Below are 14475 nucleotides of genomic sequence, written 5' to 3' on the forward strand. Positions count from 1 at the left end.
AAAAAACAATGAGCAAATACACAGAAGACGATTTAAAAATCGAACTCGAAACTAAAGAATATGAGTACGGATTTTATACCAATATAGAATCTGAGACTTTCCCTATTGGTTTAAATGAAGAAATTGTAAGAGCTATTTCTCTTAAAAAGGAAGAGCCTGAATGGATGACCGAATGGCGCATCGAGGCTTTCCGTGCTTGGAAAGAAATGATCGAACCTGAATGGGCAAACGTTCGTTATGAAAAACCAGATTTTCAAGCGATCTCTTATTATTCAGCTCCAAAACAAGTAGATCCTAATAAAACTTTGGATGATGTTGATCCAGAATTATTAGAGATGTACAAAAAGTTAGGAATTTCTGTTGACGAACAAAAAATGATGAACAATGTCGCTATGGATATTGTTGTCGATTCTGTTTCTGTAGCAACGACTTTCAAGAAAACTTTGGCCGAAAAAGGAATTATTTTCTGTCCAATTTCTGAAGCTATCAAAGAACATCCTGAATTAGTAAAAAAATATTTAGGAACTGTTGTACCTCAAAAAGACAACTTCTACGCAGCATTAAACTCAGCGGTTTTCTCTGACGGAAGTTTCTGTTATATTCCAAAAGGCGTTAAATGTCCAATGGAACTTTCAACTTATTTCAGAATCAATCAAGCAGGAACGGGACAATTCGAAAGAACGTTAGTTATTGCTGATGAAGGGAGCTACGTTTCTTACCTTGAAGGATGTACTGCTCCAAGCCGTGACGAAAACCAATTACACGCTGCTGTGGTTGAATTGATTGCGCTTGACGATGCTGAAATTAAATATTCTACTGTTCAAAACTGGTTCCCTGGAAATAAAGAAGGAAAAGGTGGAGTTTACAACTTTGTAACCAAAAGAGGTTTATGCGAAACTAACGCTAAAATTTCTTGGACTCAGGTTGAAACTGGTTCTGCTGTAACTTGGAAATATCCTTCTTGTGTATTAAAAGGAGATAATTCAGTAGGAGAATTTTATTCAATTGCTGTTACAAATAACTTCCAGCAAGCGGATACTGGAACAAAAATGATCCATTTAGGAAAAAACACTAAATCGACTATTATTTCTAAAGGTATTTCGGCTGGTAAATCACAAAATAGTTACCGTGGTTTAGTGCAAATTAGCCCAAGAGCGGAGAATGCAAGAAACTTTTCTCAATGTGATTCATTATTAATGGGTAACAATTGCGGTGCACATACTTTCCCATACATTGAAAGTAAAAATCCATCAGCTAAAATTGAGCACGAAGCAACTACAAGTAAAATTGGAGAAGATCAGGTTTTTTATTGCAACCAAAGAGGTATCCCGACTGAAAAAGCGATTGCCTTAATTGTAAACGGTTTCAGTAAAGATGTATTGAACAAACTTCCAATGGAATTTGCTGTTGAAGCTCAAAAATTATTAGAGATTTCTTTAGAAGGTTCTGTAGGATAATACCTTAAGTTATGAATCTTACCCTTAAAAATGTAAAGAAAAAAGATTTGCCTGTTTTAAAAGCATTAGCAAAACGTCTTGGTTTCGAAATTGAAGAGCAGGAAAAACCATATAATTCCGAATTTGTAAAAGAGATTTTACAAGGACAAAAAGATATAGAGGAAGGTAGAGGAATTAAAATGACTAAAGAAGATTTAGACAATTTGTGGAAATAATCATTTTCATTAAAAGGACATTACGAATAAGTATTAATGGAAAATAAAAAAGTCATCATTTTAGGTTCTTCCCGAAAAAATGGAAATACAACGAAAATTGTAGATGAAATTGCGAAAGAACACCATATTGATGTAGTAAATTTAAGTGATTATAATATTTCATATTATGATTACGAAAGCAAAAATATAGAAGATGATTTTTTGCCTTTGATCAAAAGAATTATCGAAAATCATGACACTTTCATTTTTGCAACGCCCATCTATTGGTATAATATGAGCGGAATCATGAAGGTCTTTTTTGATCGGTTTTCAGATTTGATCCGAATTGAAAAAGAAACCGGAAGAAAATTGAGAGGAAAGAAAATTGGCGTGATATCAAATTCGCACGACGATGAAATTGAAGATAGTTTCTACATTCCGTTTAAAAAAACAGCCGATTATTTAGGCATGGAATATTTAGGACACGCGCATTTTAATGCCAACATCCTAAACCAACAAACAAAAATAGAATTGACATTTATATAAAATAAAAAAAACAATGTTATCAATAAAAAACCTTCACGCCGCGATTGGTGATAAAGAAATCCTGAAAGGAATTAATATAGAAGTTAAAGCTGGCGAAGTACACGCTATCATGGGACCAAATGGTTCTGGAAAAAGTACACTTTCGGCTGTTATTGCAGGAAACGAAAACTATGAAGTTACAGATGGAGAAGTTATCCTTGACGGAGAAGATCTTGCTGATTTAGCTCCTGAAGAAAGAGCACACAAAGGAGTTTTCCTTTCGTTTCAATATCCTGTAGAAATTCCTGGAGTTAGTGTAACTAACTTTATGAAAACTGCAATCAACGAAACTCGTAAAGCAAACGGTCAAGAAGAAATGCCGGCAAACGAAATGCTAAAAGTTATTCGTGAGAAATCGGAATTATTAGAAATTGATCGTAAATTTTTATCACGTTCTTTAAACGAAGGTTTTTCTGGTGGTGAGAAAAAAAGAAACGAGATTTTTCAAATGGCTATGCTAGAACCAAAATTAGCTATCCTTGACGAAACAGATTCTGGACTTGATATCGATGCTTTAAGAATCGTTGCAAATGGTGTTAACAAATTAAAAAGCGACAAAAACGCAATTATTGTAATCACGCACTACCAACGTTTGTTAGATTATATCGTTCCTGATTTCGTTCACGTTCTTTACAACGGAAGAATCGTAAAATCTGGCGGAAAAGAGCTAGCATATGAGCTAGAGGAAAAGGGTTACGATTGGATCAAGGCAGAAAACTAATTATAAGTCGTAAAGCCGAAAGTCATAAAGTCAGAAATACAATATGAGTAAGTTCAAATCTTTTGAAGAAATAAATTCCTGGCAAAAATCTCGAATCTTCAATAAGAAAATATATTTGATTACTGAGAATTCTAATTTCAAAAAAGACTTTGATTTTGTTAGACAAATTAGACGCGCATCACTTTCTATATCATCAAATATAGCAGAAGGTTTTGAGAGAAATACAGACAAAGAGTTTATTTACTTTTTATATGTAGCCAAAGCATCTGCAGGAGAAGTTAGATCTCAATTATATTTAGCTTTTGATTTAGAATATATTATAAAAGAAGAATTTGAAATGCTTTTAGAATCGATAACAGAAATATCGAAATTATTAAGCGGTTTCATTAAATATTTGAGCCCAAAGTCATAAAGTCGAAAGTCATAAAGTCTCAAACTTTATGCTTTAAATTTTTAACCTTTTGGCAAAAACAGTCGACAATCCTAAGTCTTTCGACTTTCGACTTTCGACTTTAAGACTAAAAAGAACAATGGATTTAAAAGAAAAATTAGTATCGTCTTTTATGGCTTTTGAAGAGCGTGTCGATGTACATTCAGATTTACATGACATACGCACAAATGCTATAAAAAACTTCGAAAATAAAGGTTTCCCAACCAAAAAAGAAGAAGCTTGGAAATATACATCGCTAAATGCCATCTTAAAAAATGACTTTACGGTTTTTCCAAAACAGGAAAATGCAATCGAATTCAACCAAGTAAAAAAATACTTTTTACACGAAATCGATACGTACAAATTAGTATTTATTGACGGCGTTTTCAGCTCGCATTTGTCTTCAACAACGCATGACGGAATCGATGTTTGCTTGATGTCATCGGCATTGACCAAACCAAAATATAAAATGGTTATTGATACGTACTTCAATCAAATTGCAAGCAAAGATGATAGCTTGACTTCATTGAATACGGCTTTTGCTATTGAAGGTGCTTTTATCAATATCCCAAAGAAAAAAGTAGCTGACAAACCAATTGAGATTATGTATTTCTCAACTGGAAACGAAGCGGCTTTAATGGTTCAGCCAAGAAATTTGGTAATTGTGGGTGAAAATTCGCATGTTCAAATTATTGAGCGTCACCAAAGTTTGAATGAAAACCCAGTTTTAACAAACTCTGTTACTGAGATTTTTGCTCAAAAACGTGCGATTGTTGATTATTACAAAATTCAAAACGATAATAGCGAAGCGAATTTAATTGACAATACTTATGTTTCGCAACAACAAGAAAGTCACGCTTATGTGCACACTTTCTCTTTTGGTGGAAATCTTACGCGTAACAACTTGAATTTCTATCACTATGGTGAAAGATTGACAAGTACGTTAAACGGAATTTCAATCTTAAACGACAAACAACACGTTGATCATTATACTTTGGTAAACCACGCACAACCAAACTGCGAAAGTTTCCAAGATTATAAAGGAATTTTCTCTGATCGCTCAACAGGAGTTTTCAACGGAAAAGTTTTGGTAGAAAAAGAAGCTCAAAAAACAAATGCTTTCCAAAAAAGCAACAATATTTTATTGAGTGACAAAGCAACTATCAATGCAAAACCACAATTGGAAATTTTTGCTGATGACGTAAAATGTTCTCACGGTTGTACAGTTGGACAGCTTGATGAAACAGCAATGTTCTACATGCAGTCTCGTGGAATTCCTAAAAAAGAAGCTAAAGCTTTATTGATGTACGCATTCTCAAATGCCGTTATCGAAAGCATCAAAATACCTGAATTAAAACAAAGAATTACTAAAATCATTGCTACGAAATTAGGCGTGAATTTAGGATTTGATTTGTAGTATTGTTTAACCGCAAGGTTCGCAAAGAATTACGCAAAGTTCGCAAAGGTTTATTACAAAACTTTGCGAACTTTGCGCTTTTTACTTGGCGTCTTTGCGGTTAATTACCCAATAATATTTACAAAATTTCTCCAATTCCAACTAAATTTGGCCCTTCGTGAATCCACCACACTTGTCCTTTATTAAGATATTTTTCAATTGGCTGATTAAGTAAAAATCTGACTGTTACTGTTTTTTCTTCTCCTGGTTCGATAGTTGATTGATTTTCAAAAATAATATCTCCCATAAAAGCTTGATTTATTTTTCCATCTTTCCCATACTCAAAAACATGATCAGGTCTATAGCCACTTGCAATTCCTGTTCGTCTTCCTCCTTCGGCAGTATCTTTTAATTTAATCTTTGCTTTAACAGATAATAATCCATTTGAATTCTCATACTGTAAATCTGTATAACTCATTAATGTATATTTGTCATAAGCCATAATGTCAAATACTTTAGAGTTTCCAGTACTTAACCAACGTTTATAAATGAGAACTCCATTCATATATAAATAAAGCTCATCATTTTCTATTCTTTTTAAAATTGCCATTTATTATTTCTTCACACTCTCAATAATCCCCTTCAGAAACCCATTAAAATCAAAACCAGGTTCTTCTTCCTTCACTCCCATTCTCACGATTACCATATCCAAAGACGGAATAATCACCACCATTTGACCTTGATACCCACTGCAATAAAACATATCACGAGGAACATCCGGGAATTTCCCTCCGGCATTTAACCAAAATTGCGCTCCATATTTTCCTTCAGAAGTATTGGTTGGTGTTGCTGTGTATTTTACCCAGCTTTCGTCAAATATTTGTTCACCATTCCAATTTCCTTTGTGAAGATAAAGTAATCCAAATTTTGACCAGTCTCTCGGTGTTGCCCATCCGTAAGATGAACCCACAAATGTTCCAGACATATCTTGCTCAACAATCATCGAGTTCATTCCGATTTTGTCGATTACGGCGCTGTACCAAAAATCAAGATATTCTTGTTGGGTTTTAAATTGGCTTCTTAAAATTCTTGATAATAAGTTTGTCGTTCCTGATGAATAATACCAATGCGTGTTTGGTTTATATTTCGCAGGTTTGTCCATTTGCACTTTCCCCATATCTGCAGACTGAAAAAGCATTTGTGTGGCATCACAAATTGTACTGTAATTTTCTTCCCATTCTAAACCAGAATTCATGTGAAGCAAATCGTTAATCGTAATATTTTTACGCTCGTCATTTTGCCATTCTTTGATTGGCGCTGGTTTGTAAATATCAATTTTGCCTTGTTTAACCAAAACTCCAAAAGCAGAACTTGTTATACTTTTTGTCATCGACCAGCCTAAAATTTTGCTGTCTTTATTGAAACCTGTATCATATTTTTCACCAATTAATTTGTCTTTATACAAAACTACGACTGCACGAGTACGTTTTGCTTTTCCGCCATTTTTATCGAATGAGTCATCAATTGCTTTTTTTAATTTTGCGTAATCCACATTCGTGAAAGCAGAATCTTTTGGTTCGTTATTCCCGTAAGGAAAAGGAAGATTGTTAACCAATTTTGTTCTTTTTGGAAGCAAATAAGGTTTCGAAATATCATAATCATCATTAATCAACAGAGCACCCAAACCTTCTCTATAAATTGCTTTTCTTTCTTTTAAACCATAAACGGCTGATGTTGCAAATTTTCCGGCATCATTAATTGTATTGGTTGCAAGGTCCAACAAAGGGATATCATTGTCTGTTTTCTGAATTAAATCAAGCGGACGATGATCCATAAAATGTCCTGAAGCAACACTTTTAGCTGAAAAGCCAGAAATTAAATCCAGTTTCGGATAAGTGGTGAATCCGAAATACAAAAAAGCAAGAACTAGAGCAAGTACAAGTACTTTTAGAAATTTTTTCATAATGATGTTAACTATTTTTAATGCAATATAAATAATTTATGTTCACGTTTTTAGAACTGAAATTACAAATATGATTCGGATAATGCATAAAAGCGAATTGATTTTTAGAGAATCAGCAATTACGCCTTCTTGCAATGGCGTCATAAAAGGAAATTATAGAATTCCTGTATAAACAAATTTAGTTTTAGTACTTTTGTAAATAGATTTTTTCTAAATAAGACATGCTAGATATTCAAAAAATAAGAGCTGATTTTCCGATACTTTCACAAACTGTAAACGGAAAACCTTTAGTATATTTCGACAACGGAGCTACTTCGCAAAAACCACAAATCGTGATTGATGCAGAAGTTAAATATTATCAGGAAATCAACGCCAATATTCACCGTGGCGTACACACTTTAAGCCAGTTAGCAACTGATGCTTACGAAATTTCTCGTGGCAAAGTAAAAGTTCATATCAATGCAAAACATGCTTATGAAGTCCTTTTTACTTCGGGAACAACGCACGGAATCAACTTGGTCACAAACGGTTTTGCATCTATTTTAAAACCGAGCGATGAAGTTATTGTTTCTTCTTTAGAACACCATAGCAATATTGTGCCTTGGCAAATGTTGTGCGAAAAAACCGGAGCTACTTTAAAAGTGATTCCAATGAATGAACATGGCGAATTGATTTTGGAAGAATTTGATAAGATTCTTTCAGAAAAAACAAAAGTCGTTACGGTAAATCATATTTCAAATGCATTGGGAATTATTAACCCAATCAAATCTATTATTGATAAAGCGCATGCTGTTGGCGCTGCAGTTTTAATTGACGGCGCTCAAGCAGTTCCGCATTTAAAACCAAATGTTCAGGAATTAGATTGCGATTTTTATGCTTTTTCAGGTCATAAAATGTGTGGCCCAACGGGAACTGGAATTTTATACGGAAAAGAAGAATGGCTGAACAAACTTCCTCCTTATCAGGGCGGTGGCGAAATGATCAAAGAAGTTACTTTCGAGAAAACTACGTACGCAGATCTTCCGCATAAATTTGAAGCCGGAACTCCAAATATTGCGGGCGGAATTGTTTTAGGAACTGCAATTGATTATCTAAATAATATTGGTTTCGAAAATATTCAGCAATACGAACACGAACTTTTAGAATATGCAACAAAACGTTTACTAGAAATTGAAGGTTTGAGAATCTACGGAACTGGAAAAAATAAAGCATCAGTAGTTTCATTTAATATCGACGGAATTCATCCATACGATATTGGTTCGATTATTGACAAATTAGGAATTGCAGTCAGAACTGGCCATCATTGCGCCCAGCCAATTATGAATTTCTTCTGTATTCCGGGAACGATTCGCGCGTCTTTCTCTTTTTATAATACTAAAGAAGAAATCGATGCAATGGTTGAAGCCGTTAAGAAAGCGCAAACAATGTTAAGCTAAAAACCTTTTTTATGAGAATATTATCTTTATTGCTCTTAACGATTTTCATTGGAACTAGCTGTTCGAGCCAAAAAAAAGCAGATATGACTTCAACTCAAATTGAATATTCAGCAGTTTCCAGAGGAGTTTTTAAAAAGATAGTTGTTCAGAATAAAATAGCAACGGTTACAAACGGCAGAAATAACCAACCCGTTGAAAAGAAAATTGATGATGCAAAATGGAAACAAATTGTAACTGAATTTTCGAAAGTGAATTTAGATAATATTCCAAATTTGAAAGCTCCGACAGAAAAACGTTTTTATGACGGCGCCGCAATTGGAAATTTAAAAATAACTCAAAATCAAAAAACATACGAAACAAAAGGTTTCGATAATGGTTTTCCCCCAAAGGAAATAGAAAAACTGGTAAATTTGCTGGTTGATTTTGCTAAAGAATAATTATGACGATAAAAGAAATACAAGACGAAATAATAGATGAATTTTCAATGTTCGACGACTGGATGCAGCGTTATGAATACATCATCGAACTGGGAAAAAGTCTTCCTTTAATTAAAGAAGAATATAAAGTCGACGAAAATTTAATTAAAGGATGCCAGTCAAAAGTTTGGCTTCAAGGCGAAGAAAAAGACGATAAAATTGTTTTCACGGCTGATAGTGATGCGATTCTGACCAAAGGAATAATCGCGATTTTAATTCGCGCTTTCTCAAACCAAAAAGCATCAGATATCATAAACGCTGATACTGATTTTATAGATGAAATTGGTTTGAAAGAACATTTATCTGCAACTCGTGCCAACGGTTTGGTTTCGATGATCAAAAACATCAAAATGTACGCTTTGGCTTTTGATGCAAAAAACAAAAATTAAAAAAAATTAAACCATTAAGGCATTAATGTTCATAAAGTACTAAACTTAATTTTCTTAATATCTTAATGGTAAATAAATCACCTAAATGGTGAAAAAACAAAAACAATGGAACAAGAAATAGACACAAACGAATTAGGAGAATCAATCGTAAAGGTTTTAAAAGGAATTTACGACCCTGAAATTCCTGTAGATATTTATGAATTAGGATTAATTTATGACGTAATGGTAAATACTGATTATGAAGTAAAAATCCTTATGACATTAACATCTCCAAACTGCCCAGTTGCAGAAAGCTTGCCAAGAGAAGTGGAAGAAAAAGTAAAAACAATCGAAAACATCAAAGATGTTGACGTAGAAATTACTTTCGATCCGCCTTGGAGCAAGGATTTAATGAGCGAAGAAGCAAAGTTAGAATTAGGAATGCTTTAAAAATATTTGTTTCAGGTTTAAAGTTTCAAGTTTTGCATAACGTGAAACCTGAAACTTTAAACTTGAAACCATTTTTCACATGGAAGAAATCATCAATAAAGTTGCTAATAGTGCATTAGAAGTTTTTGATCTTGAGGATTATTATCCAAAAGGAATGCGTGTGCAGATTGACATTTCGCAATGGCTTTTGGAAGGATTTTTATTAAAAGAAAAAGACTTTAGAGAGCATCTTAAAAATCACGATTGGTCACAATATCAAGATCAATATGTGGCGGTACACTGCAGCACAGACGCTATTATTCCGGCTTGGGCTTTGATTTTAGTGAGTGTGCATTTGGCACCATATGCAAAAAAAGTCGTGAACGGAACAATCGAAGATCTTGATGGTAGTCTTTACGAAGAAATCTTAAGCAAACTTGATTATTCGGTTTACCAAAACAAACCTGTAATTGTAAAAGGCTGTTCTAAAAAACCAGTTCCAATGCGCGCTTATATTTTAGCCACAACCTATTTACAGCCATTTGCAAGAAGCATAATGTACGGTGAAGCATGCTCTGCAGTACCTTTGTACAAAGAATCCAAGAAATAACCTGCTTTTACAATCAATTAAGTCTTAAGCTTTTAACGGTTTTTAGTATATTTGTTTATACACTTCTAAACTAAAGACCATGAGAAAGCTAGCCTTATTACTTTTCATTTTAGTAAACTTCACATTTTTACAAGCCCAAAATTCAGAAAAAGAGTTAATTCAGAATACTGAAAAAGCAGTAAAAAAAATTAACGATACCATCGAAGACGAAGGCTGGAAAACAAAAGGAACCGTCTCACTTTTATTAAATCAGTCGAGCTTTAACAACTGGATTGCAGGTGGTGAAGATAGTTTCTCTGGAACTCTGGGAATCAATTACGATTTCAATTACAAAAAAGATGATTTAACTTGGGACAATAAAATTCTGGCTTCATACGGATTATTGCAAACCAAAAACGACGACTTCACAAAAAAAACAGATGACCGTTTAGAATTCAACTCAATTGTTGGGAAAAAAGCTTTTGGTCAATGGTATTACTCTTACTTCCTGAATTTTAGAACACAGTTTTCTACAGGTTACATTTACGGCCAAGATGCCAATGGAAAACAAATTAGGACTGAACAAACTAAATTCATGTCTCCTGGATATCTAACTACTGGTCCCGGAATTTATTGGACAAAAGACGACAATCTTAAAATAAATTTTGCGCCATTAACTTCAAAATTCACTTTTGTAGATAGTGCCTACACAACCGGAATTGACAGATTTACAGGATTGCCGTATGTAGATGGTGCTTATTTTGGTGTAGATGAAGGTAAAAGCTTGCGTTATGAGTTGGGTTTTTATGCTTCCATTTACTATAAATTAGCCATAATGACCAATGTAACTGCTGAAAATACGCTGAATCTTTATTCAAATTATCTTGAAGACCCTCAAAACGTAGACATCAATTATTCGCTGAATATTATCATGAAAATCAATAAATTTTTATCTGCGAACTTATCATTTCAAGCAATTTATGACGATAATGCCTTTGCAGGACTACAAACCAGAGAAGTTTTTGGTCTAGGAGTCAACTTCGGATTTTAATTATTAGAAGCATCACAAAAGGCATTTTAACCAACATGGTTTCCCGCTCTCGGCTATATCTCGCTGTTGCCCTCTCGTGCCAGCAAGGATAACGCCTCCATCTGGGCTAGATTCAAACAATTGACATCTTTTAAACATAAAAAAACCCTCTAAATAAGAGGGTTAATATTTTTATAATGACTTAGCTTTTATTTTTACTATTTTATCATCTTTCATAATAACTAATTCGCTATTTGATTTCTTCTTGAACTCAATTAATTTCTCATAAACAAGATCCATTGAATCTAAAATTTTAGTTTGAGTAGCCGATCTTTTATATGTTTTCATTGTAAAACTTTTTAAGTCTATTGTATTTAATTTCGTTGATTATATCAATCTCAGTATCAAACATTTTTTCTGCAATTAATTCAGGTTTACCAAATGAATTATCAAAAATCATCGCTTCATCAACTATAGGCAAATATAAATTAAATAAATTATTTATTCCATTTATATATCTACGCTTAATTACATCATTTTCAATATTATGCCCACCTTCCTTAACTCTGGTTTTCACTCTTTCAATTGCTAAATCAACATCTTGCAACCAAAAAAACAAAAGTACTACTTTATACTTTTTATCTTGAGCAATTTTGACTTTAGACTTATAACTTTTAGTGGCAAGAGTCGTTTCAAAAGCAAAAACTTCATTGTTAATCAAAAGTTCATTTATTCTGTGAAGCATAATTCTGCCCGCTTCAAAAGCAACTTTTTCTGGCTGAAATGGAGAGAGGCCTTTGGCAATTTCATCTGCATTTACAAACTCTTTACAATCTAAAATTTCAGGTAATATTGTAAAAGATGCAGTAGTTTTACCTGCTCCATTGCAACCAGCAATTATATATAAATTCTTACTCATTTAAACAAAGATATGAAATATCCATTTCAGTAAATCTTATTGAAAAGCTAAATTAATAAATCCTTTAATTTAATAGCAAAATAAAAAAAACGGCTTTTGATAAACTCAAAAGCCGTTTCTATTTTATTCCTCTTCTTTTTCAACTGCATCTTTATAATCTGGATACAAAAATTTATTATAAGGAAATCTCGTGATATGAATTTGACGAACAGCTTCGTAAACCATTTCTCGAAATTCCTCGAAATTTTCTTTTTTGGTCGCCGAAATAAACAACGCTTTATCCTGACCAACATTACTCATCCAAGTCTGTTTCCATTCGTCAAGCGTCCAGTGTTTTCTTGTTCTTTCGGTAATCAAATCATCATCATCTATTGTCAGGTGTTTGTAAGCATCGATTTTATTGAAAACCATAATCGTTGGTTTATCGTTGCTTTTAATTTCCAGCAAAGTCTGATTTACAGATTCAATATGATCTTCAAAATCTGGATGCGAAATATCGACAACATGCAAAAGCAAGTCGGCTTCACGAACCTCGTCCAATGTACTTTTAAATGAATCAACTAATTGTGTTGGTAATTTTCGGATAAAACCAACCGTGTCCGATAGCAAGAATGGCAAGTTTTTAATAACTACTTTTCTAACCGTCGTATCTAAAGTCGCAAACAATTTATTCTCAACAAAAACATCGCTTTTTCCAATCGCATTCATTAAAGTCGATTTCCCAACGTTTGTATATCCAACCAAAGCCACACGAACCATTGCACCGCGATTGCTTCGCTGAATACTCATTTGTTTGTCAATCGTTTTGATTTTGTCTTTCAGCAACGAAATTCTATCACGCACAATACGTCTGTCCGTTTCAATCTCCGTTTCTCCAGGTCCACGCATACCAATACCCCCTTTTTGACGCTCAAGGTGTGTCCATAAACCAGAAAGTCTTGGTAATAAATATTGACATTGTGCCAGCTCAACCTGAGTTCTTGCATACGAAGTTTCGGCTCTTTGCGCAAAAATATCTAAGATTAAGTTTGTTCTATCTAAGATTTTAGCGTCAATAATTCGTGAAATATTTTTTTGTTGCGACGGTGTTAATTCATCATCAAAAATAACTGTCGATATTCCGTTTTCTTTTACAAAAAGATTGATTTCGTCTATTTTTCCCGTTCCTACAAAAGTCTTCGGATTCGGGCGTTCCATTTTTTGCGAAAAACGTTTAATAACTTCACCGCCAGCAGTAAAAGTCAAAAACTCTAATTCGTCTAAATATTCGTTAAGTTTTTCCTCACTTTGATTTTGAGTTATGATACCAACAATGGCCGTTTTCTCAAAATTTATAACTTCTTTCTCTAACATATCTTAAAATAAGCTACAAATTTAATCATTTGTGCCCTACTTACAATTATAGAATTTCAATTTTAAATCCGATTTAAAAAAATAAACCATTTATAAATCAGGCAGAAACCTAATTTATAAATGGCTTTAAAATTTATTCAAAACTATTTTATTCGTAAATAAATGTTTTTTCCGTTTTTACAATTCCGTTTTCTTCAATTTGAGAGCATGAAATTGGAAAATTCAACTTGTTGTATTTGTACTTTCGGCTTACTGCAACCAATACTGTAGAAGACGGACTGAAATTCATTTCGTTATTATAAGAAATCGATTCAAAAGCAAATTCTTCTTCATGATAAGAAATCATAGGGACAATTACTTTATAATTATCTCCAAAAAGATTCTGAACAATTAATTGATCAACCGACTTTTTATCATCATAAGTAAATGATTTTGAGATTTTATCGCCAACTAATCCTTTGTGTTTTGAGACATTGTCATTTACATAAACGTATTCGATTTTGCCAATAATTTGTTTGTTTCTATCGCGTGAAGTACGTCTTACAATAATTCCGTTTTCTACAATATATTCAATATCATCGACTAAATTCTGGTGGTTTGTGCTCTTTTTTGTTGTTACTTTAATTCTTGCACCTTCATAAACAAAAGTCACAACTTTAGTAATGTAATCTGGACCTTCCTGGTATTTTTTTACAAATTTCGTGATGTTATTGTCCGCATCATAAGTATAATTTACAATCTCTTTCCAGTCGCTGCCAACTTTGTCTTTTACCGTCATATCCAGCAAGCCATTTTTATTGTAAGAGAAATGCTGTACAACATCTGAAGTTGTTACCGTTTGAAGTTTTCCGTCTTTAAAAACCATTGTTTTGTTTACAATTTCACCATCCTTTGAGTTTTGGTAATTTGTCTTTACAATGTTGATTTGCTTTAATTTAACCGCATCGGTCTGATCCTGGCTGTGCATCAGGAAAGGAAATACCATCATCAAGATGGCGATAAAGTAGGTTTTCATGTGGTATTTGTATTTATTTGGGATGACCAAAATACAAAATTCTGACAAAATCTGAAAGCTTAAAATTGAAAAAACAAGTCATCAATTTTTTTCTTTATCCAAAATCATAGAAAA

Annotated in this window: 18 protein-coding genes; 12 read left to right on the forward strand and 6 right to left on the reverse strand. The window is 33.2% G+C overall.

From position 1 onward, the window contains the following. Nucleotides 1-8 precede the first annotated feature (8 nt). From sufB to sufD, 6 genes are all read left to right on the forward strand, one after another. Complete coding sequence (gene sufB / locus FND99_RS03120; RefSeq protein ID WP_111286338.1) at nucleotides 9-1457, forward strand: Fe-S cluster assembly protein SufB; 1449 nt, start codon at nucleotides 9-11, stop codon at nucleotides 1455-1457. 11 nt (nucleotides 1458-1468) lie between these two features. Beyond that, nucleotides 1469-1672: a DUF2683 family protein gene (locus FND99_RS03125; protein WP_144336538.1), complete on the forward strand. Its 204-nt coding sequence runs from the start codon at nucleotides 1469-1471 to the stop codon at nucleotides 1670-1672. Between the two features lie 36 nt (nucleotides 1673-1708). Further along, on the forward strand, nucleotides 1709-2197 hold the full coding sequence (locus FND99_RS03130; RefSeq protein WP_144336539.1) for a flavodoxin family protein: 489 nt from the start codon (nucleotides 1709-1711) through the stop codon (nucleotides 2195-2197). A 13-nt stretch (nucleotides 2198-2210) separates the two neighbouring features. After that, the gene (gene sufC, locus FND99_RS03135) at nucleotides 2211-2957 is read left to right on the forward strand and encodes a Fe-S cluster assembly ATPase SufC (RefSeq protein WP_008466070.1); all 747 of its coding nucleotides are present in this window, start codon (nucleotides 2211-2213) and stop codon (nucleotides 2955-2957) included. A gap of 43 nt (nucleotides 2958-3000) precedes the next feature. Continuing rightward, nucleotides 3001-3369 carry a four helix bundle protein gene (locus tag FND99_RS03140; protein WP_012023264.1) on the forward strand — a complete coding sequence of 123 codons (369 nt, stop codon included), beginning with the start codon at nucleotides 3001-3003 and terminating at the stop codon, nucleotides 3367-3369. Between the two features lie 118 nt (nucleotides 3370-3487). Beyond that, nucleotides 3488-4804 carry a Fe-S cluster assembly protein SufD gene (sufD, locus tag FND99_RS03145; protein ID WP_144336800.1) on the forward strand — a complete coding sequence of 439 codons (1317 nt, stop codon included), beginning with the start codon at nucleotides 3488-3490 and terminating at the stop codon, nucleotides 4802-4804. A 118-nt stretch (nucleotides 4805-4922) separates the two neighbouring features. Here the strand turns inward: sufD and FND99_RS03150 are convergent, their stop codons facing one another. Further along, nucleotides 4923-5393: a hypothetical protein gene (locus tag FND99_RS03150; protein WP_144336540.1), complete on the reverse strand. Its 471-nt coding sequence runs from the start codon at nucleotides 5391-5393 to the stop codon at nucleotides 4923-4925. Nucleotides 5394-5396: 3 nt separating this feature from the next. Then, complete coding sequence (locus tag FND99_RS03155; RefSeq protein WP_144336541.1) at nucleotides 5397-6746, reverse strand: serine hydrolase domain-containing protein; 1350 nt, start codon at nucleotides 6744-6746, stop codon at nucleotides 5397-5399. Between the two features lie 221 nt (nucleotides 6747-6967). On the opposite strand from FND99_RS03155, the gene FND99_RS03160 reads away from it, so the two are divergent. The 6 genes from FND99_RS03160 to FND99_RS03185 all read left to right on the forward strand — a co-directional run bounded on the left by FND99_RS03160 (nucleotide 6968) and on the right by FND99_RS03185 (nucleotide 11095). Beyond that, on the forward strand, nucleotides 6968-8182 hold the full coding sequence (locus tag FND99_RS03160; protein ID WP_144336542.1) for an aminotransferase class V-fold PLP-dependent enzyme: 1215 nt from the start codon (nucleotides 6968-6970) through the stop codon (nucleotides 8180-8182). Nucleotides 8183-8193: 11 nt separating this feature from the next. Continuing rightward, the gene (locus FND99_RS03165; RefSeq protein WP_144336543.1) at nucleotides 8194-8619 is read left to right on the forward strand and encodes a protein kinase family protein; all 426 of its coding nucleotides are present in this window, start codon (nucleotides 8194-8196) and stop codon (nucleotides 8617-8619) included. Between the two features lie 2 nt (nucleotides 8620-8621). Further along, a complete protein-coding gene (locus FND99_RS03170) occupies nucleotides 8622-9047 on the forward strand; it encodes a SufE family protein (RefSeq protein WP_144336544.1) in 426 nt (141 codons plus the stop codon). A 105-nt stretch (nucleotides 9048-9152) separates the two neighbouring features. Continuing rightward, nucleotides 9153-9476 (forward strand): SUF system Fe-S cluster assembly protein, encoded by a 324-nt coding sequence (locus FND99_RS03175; protein ID WP_017494560.1) that lies wholly within the window; start codon nucleotides 9153-9155, stop codon nucleotides 9474-9476. A gap of 79 nt (nucleotides 9477-9555) precedes the next feature. Further along, complete coding sequence (locus FND99_RS03180) at nucleotides 9556-10065, forward strand: DUF2480 family protein (RefSeq protein WP_144336545.1); 510 nt, start codon at nucleotides 9556-9558, stop codon at nucleotides 10063-10065. A 79-nt stretch (nucleotides 10066-10144) separates the two neighbouring features. Continuing rightward, on the forward strand, nucleotides 10145-11095 hold the full coding sequence (locus tag FND99_RS03185; protein WP_144336546.1) for a DUF3078 domain-containing protein: 951 nt from the start codon (nucleotides 10145-10147) through the stop codon (nucleotides 11093-11095). 171 nt (nucleotides 11096-11266) lie between these two features. Here FND99_RS03185 and FND99_RS20225 read toward each other — a convergent pair whose 3' ends face one another. From FND99_RS20225 to FND99_RS03200, 4 genes are all read right to left on the reverse strand, one after another. Beyond that, the gene (locus FND99_RS20225) at nucleotides 11267-11422 is read right to left on the reverse strand and encodes a hypothetical protein (RefSeq protein ID WP_167498064.1); all 156 of its coding nucleotides are present in this window, start codon (nucleotides 11420-11422) and stop codon (nucleotides 11267-11269) included. Continuing rightward, nucleotides 11409-11993 (reverse strand): zeta toxin family protein, encoded by a 585-nt coding sequence (locus FND99_RS03190; RefSeq protein ID WP_144336547.1) that lies wholly within the window; start codon nucleotides 11991-11993, stop codon nucleotides 11409-11411. The genes FND99_RS20225 and FND99_RS03190 overlap by 14 nt, the downstream gene beginning before the upstream one ends. A 123-nt stretch (nucleotides 11994-12116) precedes the next feature. Then, on the reverse strand, nucleotides 12117-13346 hold the full coding sequence (gene hflX, locus FND99_RS03195) for a GTPase HflX (protein ID WP_144336548.1): 1230 nt from the start codon (nucleotides 13344-13346) through the stop codon (nucleotides 12117-12119). 148 nt (nucleotides 13347-13494) lie between these two features. Further along, nucleotides 13495-14361 carry a hypothetical protein gene (locus tag FND99_RS03200; protein ID WP_144336549.1) on the reverse strand — a complete coding sequence of 289 codons (867 nt, stop codon included), beginning with the start codon at nucleotides 14359-14361 and terminating at the stop codon, nucleotides 13495-13497. Nucleotides 14362-14475 lie beyond the last annotated feature (114 nt).

It is taken from the genome of Flavobacterium daemonense (genome assembly GCF_007341385.1).
In the GTDB taxonomy this organism is placed as follows: Bacteria; Bacteroidota; Bacteroidia; order Flavobacteriales; family Flavobacteriaceae; genus Flavobacterium; species Flavobacterium daemonense.